This is a genomic window from Wolbachia endosymbiont of Laodelphax striatellus, assembly GCF_007115015.1.
GTDB lineage: Bacteria > Pseudomonadota > Alphaproteobacteria > Rickettsiales > Anaplasmataceae > Wolbachia.
Map to the genome: position 1 here is coordinate 318,613 of NZ_MUIX01000001.1, position 26,010 is coordinate 344,622.

The 26,010-nt window shown below is 33.8% G+C and carries 19 protein-coding genes and 2 pseudogenes; 11 read left to right on the forward strand and 10 right to left on the reverse strand.

Annotated features, from left to right (window positions below; translation table 11 throughout):
• Positions 1–11: 11 nt before the first annotated feature.
• Positions 12–134 (reverse strand): hypothetical protein, encoded by a 123-nt coding sequence (locus tag BVG17_RS09955; protein ID WP_255446080.1) that lies wholly within the window; start codon positions 132–134, stop codon positions 12–14.
• 420 nt (positions 135–554) lie between these two features.
• Between BVG17_RS09955 and BVG17_RS01515 the strand changes: the two genes are divergently transcribed.
• Positions 555–1,427, forward strand: a complete 873-nt coding sequence (locus BVG17_RS01515; protein ID WP_143688832.1) for an IS982 family transposase — start codon at positions 555–557, stop codon at positions 1,425–1,427.
• On the opposite strand, the gene BVG17_RS01520 is transcribed toward BVG17_RS01515, so the two are convergent.
• The 3 genes from BVG17_RS01520 to BVG17_RS09435 form a co-directional block, all read right to left on the reverse strand.
• A complete protein-coding gene (locus BVG17_RS01520; RefSeq protein WP_143688834.1) occupies positions 1,424–1,924 on the reverse strand; it encodes an ankyrin repeat domain-containing protein in 501 nt (166 codons plus the stop codon). The two genes, BVG17_RS01515 and BVG17_RS01520, sit on opposite strands and share 4 nt — an antisense overlap.
• 343 nt (positions 1,925–2,267) lie before the next feature.
• The gene (locus tag BVG17_RS01525) at positions 2,268–6,539 is read right to left on the reverse strand and encodes an ankyrin repeat domain-containing protein (RefSeq protein WP_241654120.1); all 4,272 of its coding nucleotides are present in this window, start codon (positions 6,537–6,539) and stop codon (positions 2,268–2,270) included.
• 31 nt (positions 6,540–6,570) lie between these two features.
• Positions 6,571–8,160 (reverse strand): ankyrin repeat domain-containing protein, encoded by a 1,590-nt coding sequence (locus tag BVG17_RS09435; RefSeq protein ID WP_241654121.1) that lies wholly within the window; start codon positions 8,158–8,160, stop codon positions 6,571–6,573.
• A gap of 550 nt (positions 8,161–8,710) precedes the next feature.
• Between BVG17_RS09435 and BVG17_RS01530 the strand changes: the two are divergent.
• Positions 8,711–9,205 (forward strand): annotated as a pseudogene (locus BVG17_RS01530) (patatin-like phospholipase family protein); the annotation flags it as partial.
• 115 nt (positions 9,206–9,320) lie between these two features.
• On the opposite strand, the gene wmk reads toward BVG17_RS01530, so the two are convergent.
• Positions 9,321–10,250 (reverse strand): WO male-killing family protein Wmk, encoded by a 930-nt coding sequence (gene wmk, locus BVG17_RS01535; protein ID WP_143688835.1) that lies wholly within the window; start codon positions 10,248–10,250, stop codon positions 9,321–9,323.
• A 113-nt stretch (positions 10,251–10,363) separates the two neighbouring features.
• On the opposite strand from wmk, the gene BVG17_RS01540 reads away from it, so the two are divergent.
• The 4 genes and pseudogenes from BVG17_RS01540 to BVG17_RS01555 form a co-directional block, all read left to right on the forward strand.
• Positions 10,364–10,603 (forward strand): Rpn family recombination-promoting nuclease/putative transposase (locus BVG17_RS01540; protein ID WP_241654122.1); only part of this gene is annotated, 240 nt, incomplete at its 3' end.
• Between the two features lie 134 nt (positions 10,604–10,737).
• Positions 10,738–11,982 (forward strand): group II intron reverse transcriptase/maturase, encoded by a 1,245-nt coding sequence (ltrA, locus tag BVG17_RS01545; protein ID WP_143688722.1) that lies wholly within the window; start codon positions 10,738–10,740, stop codon positions 11,980–11,982.
• A 53-nt stretch (positions 11,983–12,035) separates the two neighbouring features.
• A complete protein-coding gene (locus tag BVG17_RS01550; RefSeq protein ID WP_241654096.1) occupies positions 12,036–12,770 on the forward strand; it encodes a group II intron maturase-specific domain-containing protein in 735 nt (244 codons plus the stop codon).
• Positions 12,767–13,177: pseudogene (locus BVG17_RS01555) on the forward strand (PD-(D/E)XK nuclease family transposase); the annotation flags it as partial. The gene BVG17_RS01550 and the pseudogene BVG17_RS01555, both read left to right, overlap by 4 nt.
• Here the strand turns inward: BVG17_RS01555 and BVG17_RS01560 are convergent.
• Together BVG17_RS01560 and mgtE are read right to left on the reverse strand one after the other, a co-directional pair.
• Complete coding sequence (locus BVG17_RS01560; protein WP_063631160.1) at positions 13,153–13,386, reverse strand: OTU domain-containing protein; 234 nt, start codon at positions 13,384–13,386, stop codon at positions 13,153–13,155. The pseudogene BVG17_RS01555 and the gene BVG17_RS01560 overlap by 25 nt on opposite strands.
• A 368-nt stretch (positions 13,387–13,754) precedes the next feature.
• The gene (gene mgtE, locus BVG17_RS01565; protein ID WP_063631159.1) at positions 13,755–15,125 is read right to left on the reverse strand and encodes a magnesium transporter; all 1,371 of its coding nucleotides are present in this window, start codon (positions 15,123–15,125) and stop codon (positions 13,755–13,757) included.
• Positions 15,126–15,280: 155 nt separating this feature from the next.
• Here mgtE and prfB point away from each other — a divergent pair.
• A protein-coding gene (gene prfB / locus BVG17_RS01570; RefSeq protein WP_241654123.1) for a peptide chain release factor 2 occupies positions 15,281–16,382 on the forward strand; the annotation gives its coding sequence in 2 pieces (ribosomal slippage) (positions 15,281–15,346 and positions 15,348–16,382; 1,101 coding nt in all).
• 174 nt (positions 16,383–16,556) lie between these two features.
• On the opposite strand, the gene BVG17_RS01575 is transcribed toward prfB, so the two are convergent.
• Positions 16,557–17,843: a Na+/H+ antiporter NhaC family protein gene (locus BVG17_RS01575; RefSeq protein WP_063631158.1), complete on the reverse strand. Its 1,287-nt coding sequence runs from the start codon at positions 17,841–17,843 to the stop codon at positions 16,557–16,559.
• A 171-nt stretch (positions 17,844–18,014) separates the two neighbouring features.
• Between BVG17_RS01575 and BVG17_RS01580 the strand changes: the two genes are divergently transcribed.
• Together BVG17_RS01580 and BVG17_RS01585 are read left to right on the forward strand one after the other, a co-directional pair.
• Complete coding sequence (locus BVG17_RS01580; RefSeq protein ID WP_241654124.1) at positions 18,015–20,357, forward strand: ankyrin repeat domain-containing protein; 2,343 nt, start codon at positions 18,015–18,017, stop codon at positions 20,355–20,357.
• 90 nt (positions 20,358–20,447) lie between these two features.
• Positions 20,448–21,371 carry an RluA family pseudouridine synthase gene (locus tag BVG17_RS01585; RefSeq protein ID WP_063631156.1) on the forward strand — a complete coding sequence of 308 codons (924 nt, stop codon included), beginning with the start codon at positions 20,448–20,450 and terminating at the stop codon, positions 21,369–21,371.
• A gap of 7 nt (positions 21,372–21,378) precedes the next feature.
• On the opposite strand, the gene BVG17_RS01590 is transcribed toward BVG17_RS01585, so the two are convergent.
• Both BVG17_RS01590 and aspS read right to left on the reverse strand, forming a co-directional pair.
• Positions 21,379–22,641, reverse strand: a complete 1,263-nt coding sequence (locus tag BVG17_RS01590) for an MFS transporter (protein ID WP_063631155.1) — start codon at positions 22,639–22,641, stop codon at positions 21,379–21,381.
• Positions 22,642–22,676: 35 nt separating this feature from the next.
• Entirely contained in the window at positions 22,677–24,479 is a 1,803-nt protein-coding gene (gene aspS, locus BVG17_RS01595) for an aspartate--tRNA ligase (protein ID WP_063631154.1), read from the reverse strand.
• Positions 24,480–24,610: 131 nt separating this feature from the next.
• Here aspS and BVG17_RS09440 point away from each other — a divergent pair, with 131 nt between their 5' ends.
• Together BVG17_RS09440 and BVG17_RS01600 are read left to right on the forward strand one after the other, a co-directional pair.
• Complete coding sequence (locus BVG17_RS09440) at positions 24,611–24,928, forward strand: hypothetical protein (RefSeq protein WP_241654125.1); 318 nt, start codon at positions 24,611–24,613, stop codon at positions 24,926–24,928.
• Between the two features lie 79 nt (positions 24,929–25,007).
• Entirely contained in the window at positions 25,008–25,988 is a 981-nt protein-coding gene (locus tag BVG17_RS01600) for an ankyrin repeat domain-containing protein (protein WP_241654126.1), read from the forward strand.
• Positions 25,989–26,010: the final 22 nt, after the last annotated feature.

The following is a 26,010-nucleotide window of genomic DNA, read 5'->3' on the forward strand; positions in this document are numbered from 1 at the left end:
AACTAAATAACTCAGCTCCTTCGCTCCATTTCCATTACAGAAACTTCTTCACTACTACGAGCTGATCCGCCCCTGTTTTCCGCATCGGTACTCTCATCCTCAGAGATCAGCTCCTTGGATTTCTCCCTTATCATCGAAACGACAGGTTCCCGCAGTTCCACGCAATAGCCCAAAATAGATTCATGCCACCTCTATGCCGGACGCCATCTATCCAGTAAACAAGCTCCCGATAGATTTATCCCAGGTTAAGTCTAACCCCTGGTTTTGACATCATCCAATTCCTTTCGACACTTTATCAGTGGTTCATTTTCATTCATCTCTCTATTTTACACATGACGCATATTTGCGCCTTTTCCATAACGCTCACTACCTTAGCTTTTTACCAAAGCAGCTTATGGTTGTTTGAAGCCTGCTCTTGTAAGCCGGCTCCGAGGGGCCCACCCCCATCTATTGCGTAGCTTTTGCACTTAGTTTGCTCTTACTTGAACATTCCTTGTGTCTCTACGGCACACTAAACTCCGGAAACATATTATCAAAAAATAGAGAGGTTACCCATGAATAAAAATGTAACAGAATTATTTTGCTTTGTAGACGATTTTTGCAAGGCTATAAACAAAAATTTCGCAGAAAAACTCCTGCCAAACAGTAAAAAACCTACCAGAACGCCAGGGATTACGCATTCTGAAATTCTTACTATAATTTTACTTTATCAACAATCTAGATGTGAGGACTTTAAATCTTTCTATACATATTATTTGAAAGCACTACATGGATCTGAGTTTCAAAATTTGCCAACATATAGTAGATTTATTAGGCTAAAATCTAGGGTTTTATGGTATTTAGTGCTCTTGTTAAAGTGGCTTTGTGAGCACTCAAAAATGACCGGAATTTCGTACATAGATGCAACTTCTATCGCTGTTTGCCATCCAAAAAAAATCTCAAGAAACAAAGTTTTCAAAGGATTGGCAAAGCTTGGAAAGACTACATATGGCTGGTTTTTGGGTTTTAAATTGCATATGGTAATTAATGAAAAAGGTGAAATTCAAGGAGTTACAATGACTAAAGGTAACGTTGACGACAGAAAACCAGTACCAAAATTAACTGAAAAACTGACTGGTCTTTTGTTTGGTGATAAGGACTATATAAAGAAAGAGCTCTTTGCAAAACTCTTCGATAGAGGAATAAAACTCGTTACCAAAGTAAAAAAAGGTATGAAAAACACATTAATGCTTCTTGAAGAAAAGATTTTTTTAAGAAAAAGGTCGATTATTGAAACAGTTTTTGGTTACCTCAAAAACAGACTTGATCTTGAGCATTCAAGACACAGGTCTCCAATAAATTTCTTGGTGCACATCTTTTCCACATTAGTTTCATATTCTATGAAGTCTAAAAAGCCCTCTATTTCTAGATTTTACTGTATTGATTAATCCGCAACTGGGGTTTCATAAAGTAATTTCTCAACACTTGAATGATTTCTCTCTCTGGCAAGGTCGATTGGCTTTTTACCATCCTTATCTTCAGCATACACATCAGCCCCCTTATCAATTAGAAGTTTTGCAACTCTCGATTCATTTTCTTTTGCAGCCCAATGTAATGCTGTCATACCATCATTATTTTTTACTTCAGTACTTGCACCATGATCTAATAATACCTCTACTGCATTTACCCTCCCACTTTCAGCAGCCCACATCAATGGCGTATCACCTTCTGTATCCTTAGCGTCAATATACTGGCTCTGCGTTTCTTTGATTTTATTTAAAACTAATTTTATTATTTCTTCTTTATTACTACTAACTGCTGCATGTAATAATGTATGATGATTATTTCTTGCCAATACATCAGCTCCTTCATTAAGACATCTTTGCACTCTATCAAGATTGCCTTGCTCTACAGCATCGAATAATTTTCTATCAATTCCTCTCATAAACCCTCCAAAGTTGCTACTAAATTATGTAAAATACATTATCTATAGCATAGATATTTTTGGCATACAACAAGTTTTTTCTCATAAAAAACTAACCGTTACAGCTATATGCAATTATTTTAGAAAGAAGTTTCTTTTTGGTTTCAAAGATTTTGTCTGTTCAGGACTCTTAAGATAAATTGCTACTAATTTAGCAGCATACAATGTTAAAAACTTAAGTAATATGTCCATTTCTAGCCTTCAAAACCAAGAGATGTGAGAAGAGTTTGTCTTGGGATGCGTTGGTCTAGCGCCATTCTGTTAAATGAAGGTACGGATACCTTATCACTTATGCTCCTTCATTTTATTGCATGCACCAGTACCTATTGTCAACTAACTGCTGTGAGTCACTATTTTCCAATTGACTATTAACTTTTTCCTCTAACTTATTACAAATGTCACCTTGCATTCTATGATCAAGATCTTCAAATTGCATTGATATGTCTGATATGTTACCTTGAAGCAGTTGTATATTAGGCGTATTTTCCTGAGATGTTGCACTTGTATTTTCTAATCTCCTTTTCTTAGACTTATCTAAATGTATAGTTGTCTTCTGTCGTTTCTTATGTGATTGCACTTTTAAGTCCGAAGAACAAGGGCCTGAGGACATAATTGATTGCGCTTTTTGGCCATGAATAGCAATACAATAAAGCAAAAGATCTTTGCATTCTAGATTCATAGTAGCCCCTCGCTCTAAAAGGTATTCAATAATATCTAAGCGACTAGCGATAAAAGCGTAGTGTAGAGGACTAATACCATTTCTATCCTGTAGATTTACATTAGCTCCTTTTTCTACAAAGTATTTAACAATATTTAGGTGACCAGCAATAACAGCATAGTGCAGAAAACCCCTACCACGACTATCTTGTAGATTTATGCAATCTTCTTGCTCTAAAAGGCTAGGAACAATATTTAAGAGACCACTGAATTTTAGATTCACATTAGCCCATTTATCTGTAAGGTATTCAATAATATCTGAGCTAGCAGTGACACCAGTATAGTGTAAAAGGTTTATACTATTTCTACCATGAAGATTTACAATATCTTCATATCTGAGAATGTTCAGAATAACATTAAAAGTATTACCAACAGCAAAATCAACTACTTCGGATTGTGGAAAAAATGATTTTTTCTCTATTTCCTTTTCTAAATATTTTTTTCTTTCACTTTCAATAGACATTTCTTGTGTAGTGCCAAGATAATTTAACCCTATTCTTTTCTCCTGTAACTCTTGCATGTTTTGAAGCTTTTGTGATGCCCCTTTTTTTCCAAGATAGTTATACCCAACAGATAATTGTATAAGATTTTTATAAAAACCTATATGATTGCTTTCATACAACTCACCTGAGCTAATCAAGTCGTTGAACTCCGTTAACACTTCATCTAATAGATTTTTTTTATCTTCTATACTTATCATTTTTTCAATAAAAGGACTTCTACGTATGAAAGGACTTTGCTTTTGGTATTTTAGAATATCAAGTAAACATTCTTGTAAAACTGATGAATTCAATTTATGTAAGTTGATATGTGGAGATGTTGTTGTAAGATAGAAGTATTTTTCATCTTGAATGCTATAAAGTTTTCCTAAGGCCCGGGTGTATTTGAGGCATGAAAAATACAATAGGTCATGGTTTTTAAAAAAATCTTGATAGAAATCATCTTTTTCCGTAGAATTAAATTCTACTTTAAAATGCTCAACGTAGTACAATACTGTAAATGCAAATAGATATTCTCCCTTCATTACAAATACTCTAGCCAAATCAATTGATAGAATTGCCAATCTACTTGATAAGCTATCACTGATAGAAAGTAGAGGAGCACAATTTCGTAAATAATCTAATGCACAATCATACTTCTCTTCCATGGTGTAAGTAATAACTATAAAATGATCTAGAAGCATTTGCTCAAAATAACCCCTGTAGCTGCTTTTTCTGAGTTCAAAAAGCTCTTTTAACCCTGAGCAATCTCCTAATGCAACTAACGCAAGGGTACATAAATATCTAATTTTCAAAGAATTTTCCGTTGAAGATGCAATAATCGGCAATACTCTTGCTGAAAGCCCGACAACTTCCTTATACTCGCCCTCTAAATGTAAACGTGTGATAGATCTAATCACAAAAGGCTCTTCTTCTTTAAAAGTGTTATAGTTTCCAAGGTAATCAACTAAGGCTATAAGATGCAAAGTATCATTTTTTTCCAACAAATTGCTAAATTCATCTTCAAATATTTCCACAGCAGTTAGAAGTATATCCTCCTTTTGATCTTCAGCGATTTGAGAACGTATGGCTTCTTTTATCGATTCATGTATAACATACATTTTTTTTCTGCCTATCATTTCTATATCAAGCAGAGAATAATTTTCCATCAATTTGAAAGTAGAATCTAGTTCAACCAAAACTAAAAACATATCAGGGTCAATGTAGCTATTACCCAAATTAGCCATAACTTTCAAACACCTAAAAGGTACTCCACCATTTTTCTTTTCCATTACCTCCATGGAAATGCCTGTTGTTACTAATAAAACCCTATCATATTTGTCCTGCTTATTGTTTTTTGGAATTACCTGATCAAGATCTTCATATTTTATTAAATATTCATGAATTCCAAATGCTTCTTTTGAATTACTTAACTTACTATTTCTAATATAAGCTGCTGCTAGCTTTATAGCTAATGGAAAACCTTCAAGCTTTTTTACAAATAATTTTATTTGTTTGTCTTGTGATTTATCTACTATTCCTAAAATTCTTTTGGTAAGTTGTACAGCTTGATCTTCTTCAAAAGCATCCAAAGCGACTTCTACTACGCCTTTACAAGGCTGATCAGGAAAAGTGAATAAAAAATCAAAACCTACTCTATCCTCTACCTCTAGAACCTCTTCTATGTCTTCTCTTTTAGCATTATGACAAATAATTAGACATTTTTTACTTCCTATTAGTGATTTTGTTTCTTCCATATATATACCTAACTTCCTTTTGGTTAAAGAAGAAAAACGCTTCTCTATAGGTAACATGTTGCTGTCTTCTGTCTCATAGATATGGCTATAACTTTCTCTACTTTCCTCAGCACACTTTCTAGCCAGTTGAGTTTTGCCCATACCATGTTTACCAGTTATTACTACCACTGCCCCTTTTTCCTTTTGCAGTTCTTGACATATCTTTTTTACTTGCTCTTGCCTTCCTGTAAAGTCATCTACTGTGGGACACACATTTTTAAGCTTCTGTTTCTTCAATTTAGATTTGAATCTTTTTATAGAAAAGAAAGATTGATTAACTCCCTTTATACTAAGCTGAAATTCCTTAGTTTCTTTTGTGTCATTATACTGTAATTTAAAGAATTTCTTATACTCTTGAGAAATTTCTTCAGTACGGCTTTTAAATATTTGTTCTAGCTTGGAACAATAACTTAAATCTTGCAACTTTACTATACTGTCTTTTACTAAAGACACATATTCAAGATTTTTCTCAGCCTTTTTTAGCCGCTCTATACTTTCTTTCGTATCTCGCTCCTTACTGAGCCTCTTTTCTGGTATAATTAAGGATTCTTGACGATAGAGTAGGCTTGTTCTTCTTTTTCTATAAAGAAGCATGCTTCCCTTAAATAAAGACTCTGCTTCTTTCTCAATGTGTGATCTAACCTGTCTTACAAGATTATTCCATCTTTCTCTACTTGGTATTTGAATCTCTTCATTAACAATAGAGAATACCTCTTCCACAGTGTTTACAAAGCTTTGTTGATCTAAAGTATATACGTAATCCTCAAATTCCGTACTTGTAGTTTTTACTTCATCATACACTTTTCTCAACTTCTCACATATAAAAAGACGACGATAACCATACTGACTAGATTTATCTCTTTTTTCATAATAGATAAGAGAGTCTTCTTTCCCCGTTACAATTCCAATATTTTCATACAGATCTATGATATTATAACTCCTCTTTCCATACTGTACCACTTTACCATGTATTTTCTGTGAATATTTATCTAGAACAAGAGCTTCAACTATGCTTGCACCATCTACACTCCTATCATATTCTTTTTGAATATAATATTGAATTATCTTATCCACAATATCCTCTACTACACTTGAAACTTGATCAAAACCAATTTTCTCAAGTTGTGCTTCAAAGCTTTGAAAAATATCACACCCAGCATCTACTAACACTTTCCTAAAAATGAGCTTACAACTGTCAAACATTTCTATTAAATCTGATAGACAAGAAAAACTTCTGCTCCTATATGCTCTCTCACCACCTATTGTCCTTACACCTCTACATACTGAAAATCCAAAGATGCTTCGTACGAAATCTTTGTTAATTACTTCTTGTGGAAGCACTTCTTTTTTCCTTCTTATCATCTCTCCAAATGTAGAATATATAATAAGCTTCATTTCAAATGATTGTACAAAGCTCTGAACAAACTTTACTAAATCTGAATATTCTGTTTGGTAAAATTGACAGTGATTCCTATTTTTATAAAACAAGCGTATTTCATTATTATGACATTCTCTTTGTTTACCATAAGTTTCGGATGAATTTTCCTTACATACTGTTATTGCAGTTTCTAATAGCTGGGACATTGCTTTTATCTCATATGTACCACCCCAAGCTTTAGGACTCCTCACATTCTAAATATGCTTCAAATTGAAATTTACGAACCTTTTTAGGGTTATTTATCTTCTCAAGCTCAATACAAATGTCATCTACTGCATTACTATTGAAGTGGCTAGGCTGGAGTTTACTAGACTCGATTCCATACTGCTGCTTAACTTCAATTTCAGAGCCAAAATCAGAAAGAAATTTTTCTTTAAAGCTACCATTTGTTATATAACCTTCATTTTTACTCTCAAAAAAGTCTATCATACTAATCTCGTCTTTCAATTCCTCTTGAAACAAACGCATTTTTTCAACAACTCTTTCACGAAATATTTTCTCTACTAACCACCTTAGCATATCATTTTGGCAAATATGTACATCACCTTGGATTAGCCTTTGGATTGTTTGTACATCATGGCCGTCTCCAAATAATTGGTAAAATCTCTTGCAGAATTTATTATTGTCAAATTTTACAGGAGTTAAATAAGCTAAAGCAACAGACCAAAATAGGCAACTACCATCTCCTGGGACATCAATTCTTTTATACGAAACAAGTGGTTGCAGTATCTTAGCAATACCCTTCCTGTTATTACTTCTAGCGATGTCTATGGAAGTCTTACCCTCCATGTTTAAAATATTAGCGTTAGCTCTTTTTCTCAATAGAAACCTGATAATTTCTAACTCGTCATTACAAACAGCAATATGTAACAGTGTATCACCACGTTGATTAACCTGACAATTAACATCCAACCTTGGATTTGCTCTAAAAAAAACTTTTAGCTTTTCAAGCTTTTCCATTTCTAAAAGACTACAGTCCTCTATAGTATTAATAAATTCTTCATATATTTGCTCCAAGGACAGTTCTTTCAACATACTCTGAACTTGAGTTAGGTCAGAATAAGGTAATGTTTTCTGAACTTCCTTTCTGAGTATTGGCTCAAAATGAGAATATCCTCCATTTATTATATGTATAGTATCTTTTTCATTATAATCTGTACTTACAAATTTGGATCCTAATCCATCAATAAGAGACCCTGACCATCCATATATGGGAAGATCTTCAATAACATGCAGCTTAACATTATATTCATTACAAATCATTCTTCCCTCAATTTCAGGCCTACCCCATATAGGAATCTGCAACGTACTTCCATACTTTAAACCAGTTAATGATGAAAACACGTCCTTATTATCCCTCTGCATTTTTTCTATATCTTCAATACTGTATTCTATATAAATCAAATAAGTTTTCCATAATTCATCATTATCAATACCAGGCTCTGGAAGTACTACTTTAGAATCTCCACGGTTTCTAGCATCTGCTATAATCTTTTTTTTCATTTCTTGACTACTTAAAGCTTGCTTCCTACAAACTTCCCTCAAAGACTTCACAGTAAAGTTCATTTCAGGTTTTAATTGCTTAAGTCCTTGTGCAACTGCGTGAAAGAAACAATCCCCTCCTCCAATTGCTTCCCCTATTGTAAAACCTTCTGGCAGCTTTAATATTTGCTGACTACTAGATGGCAGTGTGTCTTCTTTTTGCATTCTTATTAACCTAGATTGATTATCTGTTACTTGTTCCTTTGTATTTTCTTTACTTAACATAAAGCCCCCTATATTTTAATATTCATATTTGAATTGTTTGGTCGTAAACCTCTTTTCTGAAGATCGGTTTTGACATCTAATTCATTTGATTCTTATGCAGCTGTACCAAACCAATTTGCTGTAGAAGTCTTACGGTAACCCTAAGTAACTTTGATTGCTGAGTAACAGTGTGCCTTTCTTTTGATTTCTTACTAGACTAGGTATATTCTTAAAAAAGCCAGGATTGCTTTCTGAATGATGTACATAATACAATTCATCTAACGCCCCATGTATTCATTATATTGAATTACATTATAGCTAAAAAGATCTAGCAGAGCAAGAACTTTTTAGCATTTTATTTTAGTTTGTATTTTTAAAACTAAAGCCAGTGCTTGCAGATACACTTCTTTTTTTTACTGCAATGCACTAACTGCTCTTTTCTATTTTTAAATAAATTAATATCCACTTAATCTCACACTTCATTAAAAACTTAAATGATACAGCCATTTCCTGTACCCAAAACCAGCAAGCGTGAGAGCTTTTTATTTTGGAATCGTATGATCTACCATGTGAAGGTAATATTAAGCTGAAAGATGCACTCAGAGCTGCAACGGCTGCCCCTACTTATTTCATACCAAAACATCTAAAAATTGACCAGATAGACAGAGTATTAGTGGATGGCGGGGTATTTGCAAATAATCCAGCGGCTTGTGCATATGCAAGTGGTAAGAGGTTATTTCCAAATAATGATATTCTACTGTTATCGATAGGTACTGGAAGAACAGATAGAAGCATAGGCATAGCCAATTCAAAGAGATTTGGAAAAATAGGCTGGATAAAACCACTATTACATGTGATGTTTGCCTCAAGTTTAGATTCAGTAAATTACCAACTTGATCAAGTTATAGCTGATAAATATATACGTATACAATCACAATTAAAAATAGCATCACCTGAAATGGATAATATTACATCAAAAAATATCAAATCTCTTCAACAAGAGGCAAAGGCAATGATAGAGGACAATCAGGAACTGATAGATAAATTCTGTGATGTTTTATCTTGATACGTCAAATTCTGCAGAGCTAAACAAGGGTTTAGAGTAGATATATTAACTACTTTTGCTTATATCTTAATATATTATTTATGCATAAGTAAACTACTGCAGTTTTTAACCCAGGCTAAGTTTTGAAAGCATAATTTTCAAGCTCCTTAATAGATAAATCTGTTATTTTAGAAATAGCATCAATAGAAACGTCCAACATACGTAAATTATTCGCAACCTTTCTTGCCTCTGCTTTGTAAATCTTTTCTTTGTAAATTTGCTTTCTTTGCGATAAAAATTCTACCCATATGTCCAGTTCATCTCGTGATTCTTGATTGTCAATTTTTTTAGACTCTCTCACCCAACTTAATAGCTCTTTTTCTGCTTTATAATTATCTTCTTCATATTTCTTCATCAGATCTTCAGCATTCACTGATAACTTTTCTGCTATTTCCCATAACCTTTCACTTAAAATAGTAACACTACCTTGTTCATAGTGATGTATCTGTGAGGAACCTATATTAAGCTTTTTTGCTAATTCTTCTTGTGTATATCCTCTAATTATTCTCCACTTTTTTATCTCTTGTCCTCCGTTTGGTTCGTATCTCTCTTTATCAGCATATTCTTCAATTGATAAGCCCGTTGCTCGATAGATAATGTCATTATCAAACCCTGCTTTAACTAGATTCTTTGCAATTTTTATTCTTGCTGCTTTTATATTACTTTCTTCCTCAGCTCGGACAGATTTGGTTAATGCATAAATTGCTTTGTGTCCTCCTGTTTTTTCTATAAAATTATACATTTCCTGGGTCTTAGCTTTGTCAAAACAACTGTTTTCTTTGAGTACTTTTTGTCTTGGAAAAAGATTTTTAATAGAAATTGATAATGCGTCCGCTATCACTTTTAGCCTTTCAGTTGGAATGCCACATGTTCCTTGCTCGTATCTTATCAGTGTATGATAGTTTATGCCTGTTTTGCCTACTAAATCTTTCAGAATATATTTTCTTTTTAACCTCCAGCTCCTTACTTTTTGTGCTATTTGATACCTTATCGAGATATTTACCATAAATATTATACAAGTTAATACTACCAAATAAAGATATACAAAATGTTTGCATTTTAGTTGAATATTTCTTCACAATTGTGTATAATTATTAATGCTTTCTTGGTTAATTTCTCATGGCTCTTTCTAAGTTTCTCGATCCAAAAAATGATATATCGTTCAAGCGCATCTTTGGTACTGAAAAAAATAAGGACATCCTTATTCACTTTCTTAATGATATTCTTGGCTTCACTGGTAAAAGTGCAATAAAGGATATAGAGTTTTTAAGTACTATTCAAGACCCTGATATTGCCTCTAAAAAACAAAGCATTGTCGATGTTCTTTGTAGAGATGAAAATGGGCTGCAAGTGATAGTCNGGATGAGAGTACCGATGCGAAAAACAGGGGCGGATTAGCTCATAGTAGTGAAGAAGTTTCTGTAATGGAAATGGAGCGAAGGAGCTGAGTTATTTAGTTTTAATTATTTTGTCAACCGTAATGGGAGGAATTAATGAATAAAACAAAGTCTTTTGATATACCGAAGCAACTTATTTGGAGAGCTTATAAACAAGTATCGAAAAATAAAGGTGCTGCAGGTGTAGATGAGGTCTCGATAACAAAGTTTGAGGAAAATCTAAAAGATAATTTGTACAAACTATGGAATCGGATGTCATCCGGAAGTTATTTTCCCGAGCCAGTAAAAGCTGTTGCAATACCGAAAGATACGGGAGGACAAAGAACTTTATGTGTTCCTTCAGTGTCCGACAGGGTAGCACAAACAGCCGCTACTATGTATCTTGAACCGATAGTAGAGCCGAAATTTCACGAGGATTCATATGGTTATAGACCAAATAAGTCTGCATTGGATGCGGTATATACAGCACGGAAGAGATGTTGGAAAAATGATTGGACAGTAGATCTGGATATATCTGGATTCTTCGACAATCTGGACCACGATTTAGCAATGCAGGCTATCAAGAAACACACAGACTGCAAATGGGTCATACTGTATGTTGAGAGGTGGATGAAAGCCCCCATTCAGCAAGCAGATGGCAGTAAGGTAGTTAGGGATAAAGGAGTTCCGCAAGGAGGTTCAGTTAGCCCAATCATCTCTAATATATTCATGCATCATGTGTTTGATATATGGATGAAAAAGAACTACCCGACAGTACCATTTGAGAGGTATGTGGATGATGCGATAGTGCACTGCAGAACTAAGAGACAGGCAGAATTTATGAAAGTAATGATCGAAGAAAGATTGGCTAAGTGTAAATTGAGGTTACATCCCGAAAAGACACAGATAGTGTACTGTAAGGATGGTAATAGGAGAGATGAGTTTCCTACACAAAACTTTGATTTCTTGGGCTATACCTTTAGAGCTAGAGGAGCAAAGAATAAGAAGGGGGAGTGTTATGTTTCATTTCTACCTGCAATCAGCAACAAAGCCAAGAAGAAGATCAAGAAAACCATAAAGTCATGGAGAATACATCGGATTACGTGGACCACATTAGAGGAAATATCGAAGAAAATAGATCCAATAGTCAGAGGCTGGTTTCAGTACTATGGCAGGTTTTATAAATCGGAGATGTATACATCTCTCAGAAATATAGAGAGATACCTCATAAGATGGGTCAGAACCAAATATAAGAAACTTCGAGATCATGGAAGACTAGCAAAGCAATTTCTAGGAAAAGTGAGAAAGAGGTCTCCAAATATTTTCTATCATTGGACACTTGGGTTAGGATCAAAGGGCTAAATAATGGGAGCTGTATAAACCGAGAGGTTTCCGTACAGTTCTGCGAGAGACTGGTGGAGAAGTTCCGCTGGTCTACTCTCCTTATTATTTCAGGTTTCACACATGAAGTACTGGAAAAGGAAGTTAAGCCTTTAGTATCATCCTTTCTTCATGAGCGAGGTTTAATTCTGTCAGAAGAGAAGACAAAGATTACATCTATTACAACAGGGTTTGACTTTCTTGGTTGTAATGTACGTAGATATAATAAGAAGTTAATTATTAAACCTTCGAAAGAAAGTATTAAAAGACTTCTTAATAAAGCACGTACATTGATAAAAGCAAATATAGCGAACACTCAGGCTATAGTAATTAAGTCACTCAACTCTCTACTGAGAGGATGGGGAAATTACTATCACCATGTGTGTGCTAAAAAAGCGTTTAGAAAGATCGACAATGAAATTTGGCATAGTTTATGGAAATGGGCAAAGAAAAGACATCCTCGTAAAGGATTACGTTGGATAAAGAATCGTTACTTCAAAGTAATGGGTCAACGCCAATGGGTTTTTGCTGCACCCATATGCAAGAACAAACCAAAAGAGATACGGTATTTAAGACTGCTTAAGCTGATTGATATACCTATCAGACGACATGTTAAAATCAGAGCGGATGCAAATCCCCTTGACTTAAAATGGAAAAAGTATTTTGATGAGAGAGTGAAACGAACAAGAATGTTAGCAAGCTCCTTTTCAAGAGAAGGTTCTCTACTGTTGGTGTCACCATTAAGAATGATGTTTCCTGAGGAATCATGAAGGACAAGCCGGTTCTAGAAAAGAAGAACTTAGATAAGGGGCTCAAGCGTAGTGTGGGGAAACCTGCATGCTGCGTTTCTAAGGGAGGGAGTAGTAGTAATACTGCTTCCTTACCTGACCTGGTCGCTAAAACCAAAGGCTTTGAAAAACGTGCCCAATACTATGCTGCTAAAGCTTACTCAAGACAGGCTGATAAAGGTGATCAATACCATGATCTTAAGGAAATTATTTTTATTGCTATAGCAGATTGTATTTTATTTCCTGATAAGTCTGAGTACAAATCAAAGCATACTATTCGCGATGAAAATACTAATGAACATGATTTAAAAGATTTTTACTTTATATTTATTGAGTTGCCTAAATTTCCCAAAACAAAAGAAGATCAGCTTTCAAGTTTTGCAGTAAAGGTCCCTAAAGGCTTTAATTGATTAAGTCCTTGTGCAACTGCATCAAAGAAACAATCTCCTTCTCCAATTGATTCCCCTATTATAAAATCTTCCGGCAAATCTAAATCAATAGGTATTTGTTGACTACTAGATGATAGTGTATCTTTTATTAACTCAGATCGATTAACTGCTTGTTTAAAATAATCTACAGAATGTGATGTCTTTAACATAATACCCCACACATTTATTACGTAAAATATAATTTTGTTATGGCTAAAAAGATCTAGCAAAGCAAGAACTTTTTAGCATATTTTAGCATTTTATTTTAGTTTGTATTTTTAAAACTAAAACAGCCAAATTTATAGACTCATGTACTTTATACATTTATTTTGACTGAGAAAAAGATTAGGATGTATTACTTGATTAACACTACCCTTTCTTTTATCTTTTAAACTTTTTAGGATTAAACTTAATATACTTTCAGTTAAATCTAAACTTCATCTACAACAACCGCACCATAAATTTTTTCTGCGGTACATCTAGAAGCAATGATAACGTGGCAGTTAAAGCTTGTAAAGCAATTTTTATATAGCAAGATTCAGCTATTTAATAAAAAGATCGTAGCTAGACCAAAAAATATAAGAGCTGAGAGAATATCAGTTGTTGCTGATGTTAAGATTGAAGACGAAACAGCAGGATCGGATCTTAAACGATGAAGCATTATAGGAATGAAAGTGCCGATAAATGTTGCAATAATCGACATTGCAATCATGGAAACTACGAAAATGATCTCTACTTTTAAACTATGGAACCTTATTGCTAATACTACGAGCGAAATTGTAGATAAAATCACTCCATTTATAAGACCTATTAAAAATTCTTTCATCAGTATTCTTTTTGCATTTTGCTCAGTTAGATATTTTGTTGCGATTGCACGGATAGTTAGTGTTACTGTTTGGGATCCTGCATTTCCGCTCATTGATGCAATTATTGGCATAATTATTGGTAGTACTATAAAACTTTCTATTACGTTATCGAAAAAGCCAACTACTATAGAACATATTGTTGCAGCTAAGAGGTTAAATAATAACCAAGGTAGCCTTTTAATTATAGTTTTATGTATAGGAGCATTTATATCAGATTTAGATGATACACCGCTTATTTTGAGTACATCCTCTTCTGCTTCTTGCTGAACAATTTTGATTACATCTTCAATAAGGATTACACCGATAATTTTACCACTCTTATTTACTACTGGAGCTGATAATAGAGAGTAATCTTTAAATATTCTTGCTACTTCTTCTTGGTCCATTCCAGTTTTAATTATTTTTATATCTTGACTCATTATCTCTTTTATTATTGTTTCTCCTGAGTGAGATATTACCTTATTTAAGTTGAAACTACCTATAGGTTCTAATTTCGAGTTAATGATGAAGATTTGGTAAAATGTTTCTGGTATTTTTTTATAATTGCGCAAGAATTCCATTAGCTGATTTATCGTCCAATAATACGGAGCTATAACCATATTTTTATGTATCAACCTTCCTGCACTTTCTTCTGGGTATGATAACAATTCCTCTACTAATTTTTGAGTTGCATTGGGTAAGTAGTTAAGTACGTTTTCTATAGACTTTCTATCCAAATCTTTCACTATGGCTACTATATCTTCTACATCAAGAAGCATTAGTAACTTTGCTGTATTTTCTATTCCCAATATTTCTATGATCTCTACTTGTAAATCCGGTACTACATGTACTAAGGCATCACTTAACAAATGTTGATCGAGGATATTAACTAATTTCTCCCTGTGATCACTGATCGAAGTAGATAAAAAATAAGCTAACTGAACACTATCTATCGTTTTTACAATATTACGAACATTCTCTAATTCTTGATTATCGAGAGACTCTATTAAATCATCAATAGCCTTTTTGTCTAAACCATAATGAGAACTTGTTTTAATATTCATTACTTTACCTTATTTTTTTTATAAATATACACACTTGATTTTATTGAACATTCAAGTATAATAAAATTATTTTGAATTAACTATTATATGGTTAAATTTCTATTTTGTTTGCTGTTATTGTTAGTGATAATAAATATATTAAAGTCTAAAGTATAATGAAAACCCATCCAGAAATCCTTGAATACTTTCAAGGCTTAAATAAAAGTATTTCTCTTATCAGGAGGTGTCTTTGACATAGAAAAATTGAAGTTGCGTCTTGAAGAGCTGGATTCTCAAGCGTCGAATGATAATCTGTGGCAAGACAATCAAAAAGCACAAGAAATTTTAAAAGAACGCTCTAAAATTAAGCATGACATAGAATCGTTTTCAAAGCTAGAAAGCGATTACAACGATGCTATCAGCTTGATGAAATCTGCTATTGATGAGAATGATGAAGAATTTTTTTCTGAAGTTAAAGGTGAGTTAGTAAAGCTAGAGAAATTAATCAAACTTAAAGAGACAGAATCCTTATTTACTGGTGAAGCAGATAACAATAACTGCTTTTTAGAAATCCACTCAGGAGCTGGTGGAACAGAGAGCAATGATTGGACTGAGATGCTCATGCGCATGTATACAAGATGGGCAGAAATTTATCACAATTTTAAAGTTGAAGTTGTAGAAAAATTAGATGGTGATGCAGTTGGTATAAAATCTACAACAATAAAGATCATCGGAGAAAAAGCTTACGGGTGGGCAAAAAGCGAAAGTGGAATTCATAGATTGGTTAGAATATCACCATTTGATGCAAATGGTAAACGTCATACCAGTTTTGCAAGTGTAGGAGTAACTCCAGTGATTGAAGATTCAATAGATATTGTTGTGGATGAAAAGGATTTAAAGATCGACACTTACCGTGCTTCTGGAGCAGGTGGTCAGCATGTAAATAAGACTGAAAGCGCGGTACGTATTACGCATATTCCAACAGGCGTTGTAGCTCAATGCCAAAATGGTCGTTCTCAACATAAAAATAAAGATGAAGCACTTAAACTACTTAAAGGACGTTTATATCAAATTGAATTGGAAAAAAAAGAACAGAAAATGGCCGAAGAATATGGCAAGAAATGCGATATAGGTTGGGGAAATCAGATCAGATCGTATGTTATGCATCCGTATCAAATGGTAAAGGATTTAAGGACTGGACATGAAGTTGGCAATATAAATTCCGTTTTTGATGGCAATATAGATTGTTTCATAGTTAGTGTATTGGAGTTAAAATGAGATTTATTAAAAAGCTAAGTTTTATGCTCTTCTAATAAGGGGAAAAGAAAACCAAAACCTATTGAGAAAAATGGAACAATTTTGTGAATATATCTATTATCCAAGTAGCTGATGAAAATGGCAACTCGTTTCTTATGGGCACAAAAATGTAACATGAAGAGAAATCTTCGTACATTAAGTTGTAGCCGCGCAACGTCTGCCATTGATGATTATTTCACCTACTGTAACTGCTGCCAAAATAAAGCAGTAATATACTTGCGTTAACAAAGAAATAGGTGAAACAGAAGCAATGCTACCTGCTAGCAGCAGCTGGGAACCATAAGGTAAGATACCTTTTGTAACGCAAGCAAAAATATCTAATAAGTATGCGCTGCGATACGGTGGAATATCATGTTTTTGCGCAAGCCTTTTTGCAATATCGCCACTTAGTAAAATAGCAATTGTATTATTAGCAACTAAGATAGTAAACATAGATGCTATTCCAGCTATTACAAATTCAGCTTTAGTTTTTGTAATATTACTTTCATCGATGAATCTATGTAATGCCTCTTTACCCTGCTTATACATTATATGGCTTAATCCACTAATAAATAGAGCGAATATCACTATCTCGTTTACTTTTGTGAACCCATCATATATGTTATGAGAGAGTTGAACGATAGTATAGTCAAAAAAAATTATCCCTAGTACACTAGCAATAATTATATTTACAGTTATTGTGACTAAAGTAGTTACTTCAAATAACCCCATAATTATTAAAGAAATGTAAGGAATAATCTTTATTACTGATAAATAATCTAAATTTGATGTAGGAATAATTTTTGTACTATCTGCCATAATTGCCAGATAGACAAGCGTTATAACGCTGGCAACAAATGCTACTTTAGAATTCACTTTAAGTTTATCCTTTATCGTGGCCCCCTGTGAAGAAATAGATGCAATAGTAGTGTCAGATATCATTGAAAGATTATCACCAAATACGGCACCTCCAACTACAGTTGCAGTTCCTATTTCAAGACCAAAAGCCCCACTTTTCGCTAAGTTAACAGCTATTGGTACCATTAGTACAACAACTCCCATAGACGTACCAATTGCAGTTGATATAAAAGCGGAAGCCAAAAATACTCCAGGCAGTAGTAATCTTGCTGGAAGAAAATTGAGAATTAAATCAGCAACAGTATCTGCACTACCAATTGATTGAGTCACCACAGAAAATGCTCCAGAAAATAGAAAAATTAAACACATAGTAAGGGTATTTTTATCACCCATACCCTCAATAACAGTATCGATGTTATGCTGAATTTTACTTGTATTGCGCGCAACAGCAAAAAATAATGCAGGTAGTAGGCAAATTACTGGTGAAACTTGGCGAAGCGGATTATCAATTCCGATAAAGGAAAAGTAGATACCACTTCCAAGGTACAAGATTAAAAAAATAACCAAAGGAATAAAAGCTGTCATTTTGCTGCCTTAAAACTTATAATTGTACCCAATTAAGTGGTTTTAAGCAAGCTTGGTTTTCACAGGTCTTTAGTCTCTAATGTTGCACTTATAGAAAAAATATATTGACCATTACATCATAATGTATAGCGTTAAGAATAATATTCTATAGTATGAGGTAAAGCTATGGTAATGTCATATGAGCAATGGGAAATAATACTAGGTATAGTTGATCAGAAGGCAGATTTAAGCAAAGATAATGTAATTGAAAAAATAAAAGAGCTACTAAATAAAGCAAGGATACTGGAGAGAAAAGAAGTATTAAGAATGTTAGAAGGGGTATCGCATAAATTAGAAATATCAAACGAGATTCCAATAGTGCAAGAGACACCAGAGCCATTAAAAAAGAGACTAAAAGTGCAGAATATACCACAGACATTAGAGAAATCAGAAAAAATACTAAAAGAGCAAGGAGTATCAGATGCACAAAAGATATTAAAGAGAGTACTAAAAAAGTTAGGTGTACAAGAGACATCAGAAAAATCAAAAGCAGTGACGACAGAAGATGTACTGAATGTGCGAAAAACATCAGAGAAAATGCCAGTGATGTTAGATACACAAAAGATACTAGAGGCAATAGAGAAGCTAAAGAAAGCAAGTAAAGATGTGTATCACGAGTGGAAGAAAGCTAGATTTAATGTAAATTATTGGTTTACATTAAATTACGATATACATAGTGGGTATGATCAATACGCATTATTGTGTTTAGCTATGGATTTTAACTTGATAAATGTATTCAATGCTCTGTGTAAAGCAAAAGAAATCAATATTCACTCAAAAGGGCCATTTTCTCAATGGAGTGTTTTACATTGGGCTACTGAAAATAGCAATGCAAAAATGGTATCAGAGCTAATAAAAAATGGAGCAAATGTTAATAGTATGGATTCATCTCAACGGACTACTTTATATCAGCCAGCTGTAAATGGCGATATAGAAATAATAAAAATCTTAATAATGAATAAGGTAAATCCTAATGTGGAAGATCTGATGAACTTGACTGCTTTATATGAAGCTGCCAGGAATGGCCATAAAGAAGTAGTAAGGTTCTTAATGAATAATGGAGCAGATATTAGGAAGAATGGGGCGCTTAAACTTACTCCTTTACATATTGCTGTTGCAAATGTTGATAGAGCAATGGTGAATTGTATAATAAAAAACGACAAGAATATTAACAAAAATATTGAGATAGTGGATGTACTTGGATGGACCCCTTTATATTGGGCTGCTGCAAGTAATAATATATCAATATTAGAGGTCCTATTACAGACCATATTACGATGTAGAGCAAGTGTTGATATAGAGGATAAGTTAATTGGGCGATCTCCCTTACATATTGCTGCTACGAATGGTAATGTGGAAGCAGTAGAGCTCTTAATAAACTATGGAGCAGAGGTTAACTATAAGGATGCATGGGGATGGACTCCTTTTAATTGTGCTGCTGAAAAAGACAATATAGAAGTAATGAATTGTCTAATAGCCCATGGAGCAAATATTGAGACGAATGATCCACAGAAAATATTACTTTCTATTCATCCATATAATTATCTAGAAGCAGTAAATACTATAATAAAACTTGAAATATGGAAGGATGTGATGAAATTAATTGAAATTGATAATTTACTTTATGCTGCCCGATTTGGTAATATACAAATGTTATATAATCTATTAGCACTTGGAGTAAATGTTAATGCACATAACAGTTTAAGATCAACTGCTTTAATTGAAGCTGCCAAGTATAACCATTCGGAAGTAGTAGAGATCTTGATTTCCCGTGGAGCAGATGTTAATGCACAGGATGACTTAGGGGCATCTCCTTTAAGTTATGCTGTCGCACGTAGACACTGGATAGTAGTAATGATCTTACTATGCTATGGCGCAAATCTTTCATTGCCTGATAATTGTCATGAAACTGTAAGAAATTTAGCTGAACGTCAAGGTATAAGTAATCTTCTAATGGAAGCAGAAGAAAGAGCATCAGCTATACTTACACAGCTTACAGCAGAATCACGTATGATGCAACACACAGCACCACATATGTTGAGAAGAATAGAATCACCTCTTCTACCTATCAACTTTAAATTTATGATAAGAGGTCAAGCTAACCAAATTGAACAATTACAGTATAACGCTAAACTTAATGAAAAAAGAGTAGCATTTATAACTGACCAAATTAAATGTATGCAGTTAGGAACTAATACTAAAGCGTGTCCAGCTGAAATAGATGAAGTAAAAGAACAAATATTACATAGTCCTTGCAGGTGGTCATATCCCACTAAAAATGTTAATGTAAGAAGAGTAACACCTTTGGCTAATGGCATTGCGCGTATGCAGTTAGAGCCTAGTACTAAACTAGATATGGTAGAAGATGGACAAGCATCACTATCATCTATCATAGCCATGAAGAATATGTGTACTCGTATGGAAGATACAATCATCTCTAGATTTCTAACTCATAACGCTGGAAGACAGATGTAAGTAGCTGACACTGAAAAGTATATTAGGTAGAGTTATGTGCTATTAGATTTCAGTGTACTCTACTTTCATTATAAAATTTCTATAAGTAAGATGCCAGATAGTACCAAAACCATATTAGTAGAAGACAATAACGTTAGGCTCGATAGGTACATTAGAAGAATTTTTCCCAATTTGAAACAATCTGCAATTGAGAAGTCTTTAAGGAAAGGGTTAATCGAAGTTGATGATTGCAAAGCAAAGTCTAGTGATAGAGTAAATTCTGGACAAACTATAACGCTGAAGCACTTGAATTATATTGAGAATGCTAATTCTGATCGCAAATATAATGAAAAGTTAGTAAATCTACTAAGAGAGAACATATTATATGAAGACAAATATATACTAGCTATAAACAAACCCGCGGGAGTAATCGTTCAAGGCGGTATAAAGGTAAAAATTAGCATTAGTGATTTGCTTGATCAAGTAAGAGAAGGGGAAGTATTTAAAATTGTCCATAGACTTGACAGAGACACAAGCGGAGTAATAATATTCGCGCGCAATGCCAGTGTTGCAAGATACCTTATGGAAGAATTTAAAGGACGTAGAATAAAAAAAATTTACCTAGCATTAACTTCTGGTATACCGAGCAAAGATAATGGAATAATAGACTACCCATTGGTGAAAAAATATATTTCAGGGCAAGAAAAAGTAGTTATTGATGAAGACTCACTTCAAAATGCCACTACGCATTTTTCAATTATATCAAGATTAAAACATAATATTGCTTATTTAAAATTACAACCAATTACCGGCAGAACACATCAGTTACGTGCACATTTAGCTCATATAAATTGCCCTATTCTTGGTGACGGTAAATATGGTGGTAAAAAAGCTTTTATCGATGGGGTAGTAAATCAGATCCACCTTCATTCGCATTCTTTATCTTTAAAATTGCCAAATAATAAAGAAATCACTATTACTGCTCCTATCCCTAGGCACATCGAAAAATCTATTGAAGTGCTATCTTTCAACTGAAACGATTTCACCAATCAACTTTTCTATCTTTGGCTTTAATTTGAAGTACAGATATTAGGCTAATTAGTGCGCAGGCAGTAAGATAAATACCTGCTGCAAATTTTGTTTGAGTTTTTTCTATAAGAAACATGCATATCGATGGAGAAAGGCCGCCAAAAATACCTGCAGATATGTTATGTGCTAAGCTGAAGCCAGTGCATCTAACTTTCGTTGGAAATAACTCGCAGGCGAGAGAATTATATATTCCAAAAGATGCACCTATCGGTATGCTCATCAACAGAAAAGTGAATGTTATAATATAGTGATTAGCATATGATAATAGCGAAAGTACCGGCAAGCTAACACAAGCTAAAGTTACTAATGTAGGAATTATCACATTTTTTCTTCCAATTTTATCAGAAAGTATTGCAAACAGCACTGCAGACGTTCCAAATGTGATTTCAACCATGATCCTTACTAGATTTTTAATATCAATGCCTGAAAGAATAAGCTCTTTTACAGATATGTTGTAAAACATGATTACTGAATAAACAATTGCGTTTTGAGCAATGCCAAGTCCAATTGCTATCACAAATGCTCTTTTATAATTCTTGATTAATTCTAAAAAGGGAGAGTTAGATAAGCTTTTATTTTGGTCATGAGTTTTATATGCTAGACTCTCTTCCATTATGTATCTTATTAAAAAACCTATAATGCCCATAACAGAGCAGAAATAGAAAAGCAACCTCCAGCCCCAAATCTCATAATTTTCACCTGTAAACTTTTTGCAAATAGCTATCATTACAAAACATGTAATAGAACCAAGAGCACCACTAAAAGCTTTTATGCTACCTAAAAAGCCTAAATTCTTTTTATCCCTTGAATGCTCTATTAAAAAGGCTGAGTTAATGCTCGTTTCCCCTCCTGTTGCCATTCCTTGTATTATTCTACAAAGCAGAAGCAATATAGGAGAAAATATTCCTATTTCTCTAAAACTTGGTATAATTGCAATTGCAGTAGACGATATTGAAGCTAATATTACGGAAGTCAGTAAAATTTTTCTCCTGCCATACTTATCTCCAATGTAGCCAAAAATAAACGCACCAAGTGGTCTAAATCCAAAGCCAATTGCAAAACTGCCAAGAAATTTGATTGTGCTCAAATAATTATTTTCTGAAGGAAAAAAAACGTTGCTTATTATATGAGTTAAAACTCCAAACAGAGTTACTTCATACCATATAATCATATTGCAGATTATGCTTGATAGTATTGCTTTTTGAATATCGTTCATAACTTCCAGTTTACCACACTCCGCTATAAAAATTTTTATTCAATAACCTTCAAGGATAATTCACGTAAATGCCTATCATCTACTTTAGAAGGAGCGCCCATTAGAACATCTTCTCCTTGCTGATTCATAGGAAAACAGATTACTTCACGAATATTCGGCTCATCTGCAAGTAGCATAACCATTCTATCAACCCCTGGCGCTATTCCACCATGAGGTGGCGCTCCAAACCTGAATGCACGCACAAGCGCGCCAAATTTTGTATCAACTTCCTCTTTACTGTAGCCTGCAATGGCAAAAGCTCTGTACATAATATCTAGTTTGTTATTACGAATCGCCCCACTTGAAAGCTCTATTCCATTGCAAACGAGATCATACTGATAAGCAAGGATATCTAGTGGATCTCTGTCTTCTAAATCCTTCAAGCCACCATGTGGCATGGAAAATGGGTTATGAAAGAAATCTATTTTTTTGCTTTTATCATCATATACAAAATATGGAAAATCGATGACCCAGCAAAACTTAAAGATATTGTCATCTATAAGACCTAGTTGTGATCCTAAGAGAGAGCGAACTTTCCCTGCAATTATTGCTGCTTCATTTTCCTTATCAGAAGCAAAAAATACACTATCTCCAGGCTTTACATTTGTTATTTCTTTTATAGAATTTAACCTATTGTCATCAAGAAATTTAGCAATTGGTCCTTTTGCAATGCCGTCCTTATCAAATGTTATATACCCAAGACCTTTAGCACCTAATTCTTTTTGCGCATGTTCTATTTTTTTATCAAAAAAGCTGCGTGGTTCCTCCGCTGTTTTGGGAGCAGGAATGGCTCTGACTACCATACCTCGCTCAATATTGCTTTTGAAAATATTGAACTCTGAATTACGGAAAATTTCTGTTACATCGCTGATCAATAGTGGATTGCGCAGATCTGGTTTATCAGAACCGTATTTGAGCATTACGTCTTTGTATGTAATACGTGGAAAATCTTTATCAACTGATTTGCGAGAAAATTTGGCAAACACTTTATATAAGGTAGATTCAATAACCTGAAATATATCTTCTTGAGTTACAAAAGACATTTCAAGATCTAGCTGATAAAACTCCCCAGGAGAACGGTCAGCCCTTGCGTCCTCATCACGAAAACAAGGTGCAATTTGAAAATATTTATCAAACCCTGAAACCATAAGCAACTGCTTAAAAATTTGTGGAGCTTGTGGTAATGCATAGAATTTACCAGGATTTAGTCTGCTTGGCACTAAATAATCGCGTGCTCCTTCAGGAGAAGAGGCAGTAAGTATGGGAGTTTGAATATCTAAGAATCCTTGCTCTATCATGAGCCTCCTGAGCTCTGAAATGATCTGTGAACGTAGAATAATGTTATTACGAACCTTTTCACGTCTTAAATCAAGAAAACGATATTTAAATCTCATGTTTTCTGGGTATTCTTGCTCACCGGCGATACTTGCTAATATACTCCTCTCTTCTTTTGCTATTTCTTCATCACAGTGGAACTCAACTTCAGATTCAACTTGTAAATTACTAACTATAACTTCAATTTCTCCTGTGGAAATAGAGCTATTTACCGTATCTTCAGTTCTAGCTTTGACTATTCCTGTGACAGTAATCACACTTTCTGATTTTAAATTCGAAATTTCATCAAAAAAATCTTTATCGTTATTGAATACCAACTGAGTAATCCCATGAAAATCTCTTAAATCAACAAAGATTAGGTTACCATGGTCACGTTTGCGATACATCCAACCAGAGAGAATAACTTCCTTTTCTATATCATTCTTCCTTAATTCATTACACTCGTGAGTTTTATAACAGTTCATTTAATTGAAATTTCTAGAATACAAAAAGATTATAAAATAAATTAACCTTTGGGCAAGATAATATCTAAAGATCCTTTACAAGCAATTCTGATTTAGATATACTTTTTTATTATGTGTGTTGAGGTGTATTTATGAACCCTGAAGAATTAAAAGAAATTTCAGCTAAAAAAGAGAGGGTGAATGCTGTAATAAAAGATCTTGTTGATACTGTCATCAAAAATGATTTAGAAAAAGTAAAGTCAATTTTTGAGGAAAATAGTTCCATTATTCGAGATGTTGTCACTGAGGTTAATTCCCAAAGCGGTACAAATTTATTAAAGTGTTCTACTAATAACAAAATGGCTGAATATCTAATAGAAAAGGGTATAAGCTTTAGCGCTGCAGTCACAAAGGCAGTTAAAAGAAGAGATTTAGAGTCAGTAAAATCAATCTGTCAGATTAATAGCTAAAGATGAGTTATCGCAAAATCCTGAGCCACTAGAATCTGCAACTTATGATCACAAATTTAATGATAAAATTGCAAGGTATTTGATTGAACAAGGTGCAAATCCTAATGCAACTGATCATCTTGGTCGTTACTTACTTCATCTGCAAACTGCAAAAGGCAATTTCGAAGGAGCTAAGGCTTTAATAGAAAACGGTGCGGATGTTAACTTAATAAATCAAGAGGTAAAAAGCTATCAGAACTTAATTATTGGTGGTAGTGCGTTAAAGGGTCAAACTGCGTTGAATTTTGCAATTAGAATATATTACAGACATAAAGACATAGACGATCAAAAATCTGATAAAACCTTAAAATTTATAAGTTATTTAATAGAACACAAAGCAAACTTAAATATCAAAGATTGTAATAAGATGGTCCCTTTAGATATTGCTATATTTCATAATTCTCCAAAGATAGTAGAATTATTGATAAAAGCTGGTGCTGATCTTAATGTTGGAAGGGGAAAAGCAGAAGGTGTTTTAAAGTATGCAATTACTGAAGGGCATATAGATATAGGGAGAGCTACAATTCGATATATTTTGGAACATGACTCACACTGGTTAACAATTTCAAATAAACCAGATCTTCTCAATGACCAACAAGAGTTATCAAACTATTGGGATGAATATAAAGCTCAAGTTAAAGAGCTTCATGATATAGTGGGAGATAGAATTTACTTAACTGGTGACCGCTCTACCCGTCCTATAATGAGAACAGTGAGTGGCTTTTTAGATCATGAAAGTAGAAAAAATCTAGTAAAATCATCATTCATATCTAGTGCTGAGGCACCAGAAAATTTTTGTCCGAGAAAGCTGGCTGTTATAAGTGTAGCTGCAATAACTTGCGCTTTAGCATTATATTTTCTTGCTCCATTAATCATTGGGTCTTCTGCTGGAATTGGTACTCAACTAGCATTAGGAGCTGTAGGTGCAGTTGTAGGTGGTGGAATTGGAATCTTGACCAATGTGGCAATAGTGACCTTACCCAGAAAAAGTAGACAGAAAGTTAAGACGTTTTTGAAGTAAAATAAAACGTTTTTTCAAAGAG

Excerpts from the sequence above, each read along its gene's own strand:
- mgtE (WP_063631159.1), bottom strand. The coding sequence starts at position 15,125 with ATGAATATTAAAACAAGTTCTCATTATGGTTTAGACAAAAAGGCTATT.
- BVG17_RS01575 (WP_063631158.1), bottom strand. The coding sequence starts at position 17,843 with ATGACAGCTTTTATTCCTTTGGTTATTTTTTTAATCTTGTACCTTGGA.
- BVG17_RS01585 (WP_063631156.1), top strand. The coding sequence starts at position 20,448 with ATGCCAGATAGTACCAAAACCATATTAGTAGAAGACAATAACGTTAGG.
- BVG17_RS01525 (WP_241654120.1), bottom strand. The coding sequence starts at position 6,539 with ATGTCCCAGCTATTAGAAACTGCAATAACAGTATGTAAGGAAAATTCA.
- BVG17_RS01560 (WP_063631160.1), bottom strand. The coding sequence starts at position 13,386 with ATGTTAAAGACATCACATTCTGTAGATTATTTTAAACAAGCAGTTAAT.
- BVG17_RS09440 (WP_241654125.1), top strand. The coding sequence starts at position 24,611 with ATGAACCCTGAAGAATTAAAAGAAATTTCAGCTAAAAAAGAGAGGGTG.
- wmk (WP_143688835.1), bottom strand. The coding sequence starts at position 10,250 with ATGGTAAATATCTCGATAAGGTATCAAATAGCACAAAAAGTAAGGAGC.
- BVG17_RS09955 (WP_255446080.1), bottom strand. The coding sequence starts at position 134 with ATGATAAGGGAGAAATCCAAGGAGCTGATCTCTGAGGATGAGAGTACC.
- BVG17_RS01580 (WP_241654124.1), top strand. The coding sequence starts at position 18,015 with ATGTCATATGAGCAATGGGAAATAATACTAGGTATAGTTGATCAGAAG.
- BVG17_RS01515 (WP_143688832.1), top strand. The coding sequence starts at position 555 with ATGAATAAAAATGTAACAGAATTATTTTGCTTTGTAGACGATTTTTGC.
- BVG17_RS01520 (WP_143688834.1), bottom strand. The coding sequence starts at position 1,924 with ATGAGAGGAATTGATAGAAAATTATTCGATGCTGTAGAGCAAGGCAAT.
- BVG17_RS09435 (WP_241654121.1), bottom strand. The coding sequence starts at position 8,160 with ATGTTAAGTAAAGAAAATACAAAGGAACAAGTAACAGATAATCAATCT.
- ltrA (WP_143688722.1), top strand. The coding sequence starts at position 10,738 with ATGAATAAAACAAAGTCTTTTGATATACCGAAGCAACTTATTTGGAGA.
- BVG17_RS01590 (WP_063631155.1), bottom strand. The coding sequence starts at position 22,641 with ATGAACGATATTCAAAAAGCAATACTATCAAGCATAATCTGCAATATG.
- aspS (WP_063631154.1), bottom strand. The coding sequence starts at position 24,479 with ATGAACTGTTATAAAACTCACGAGTGTAATGAATTAAGGAAGAATGAT.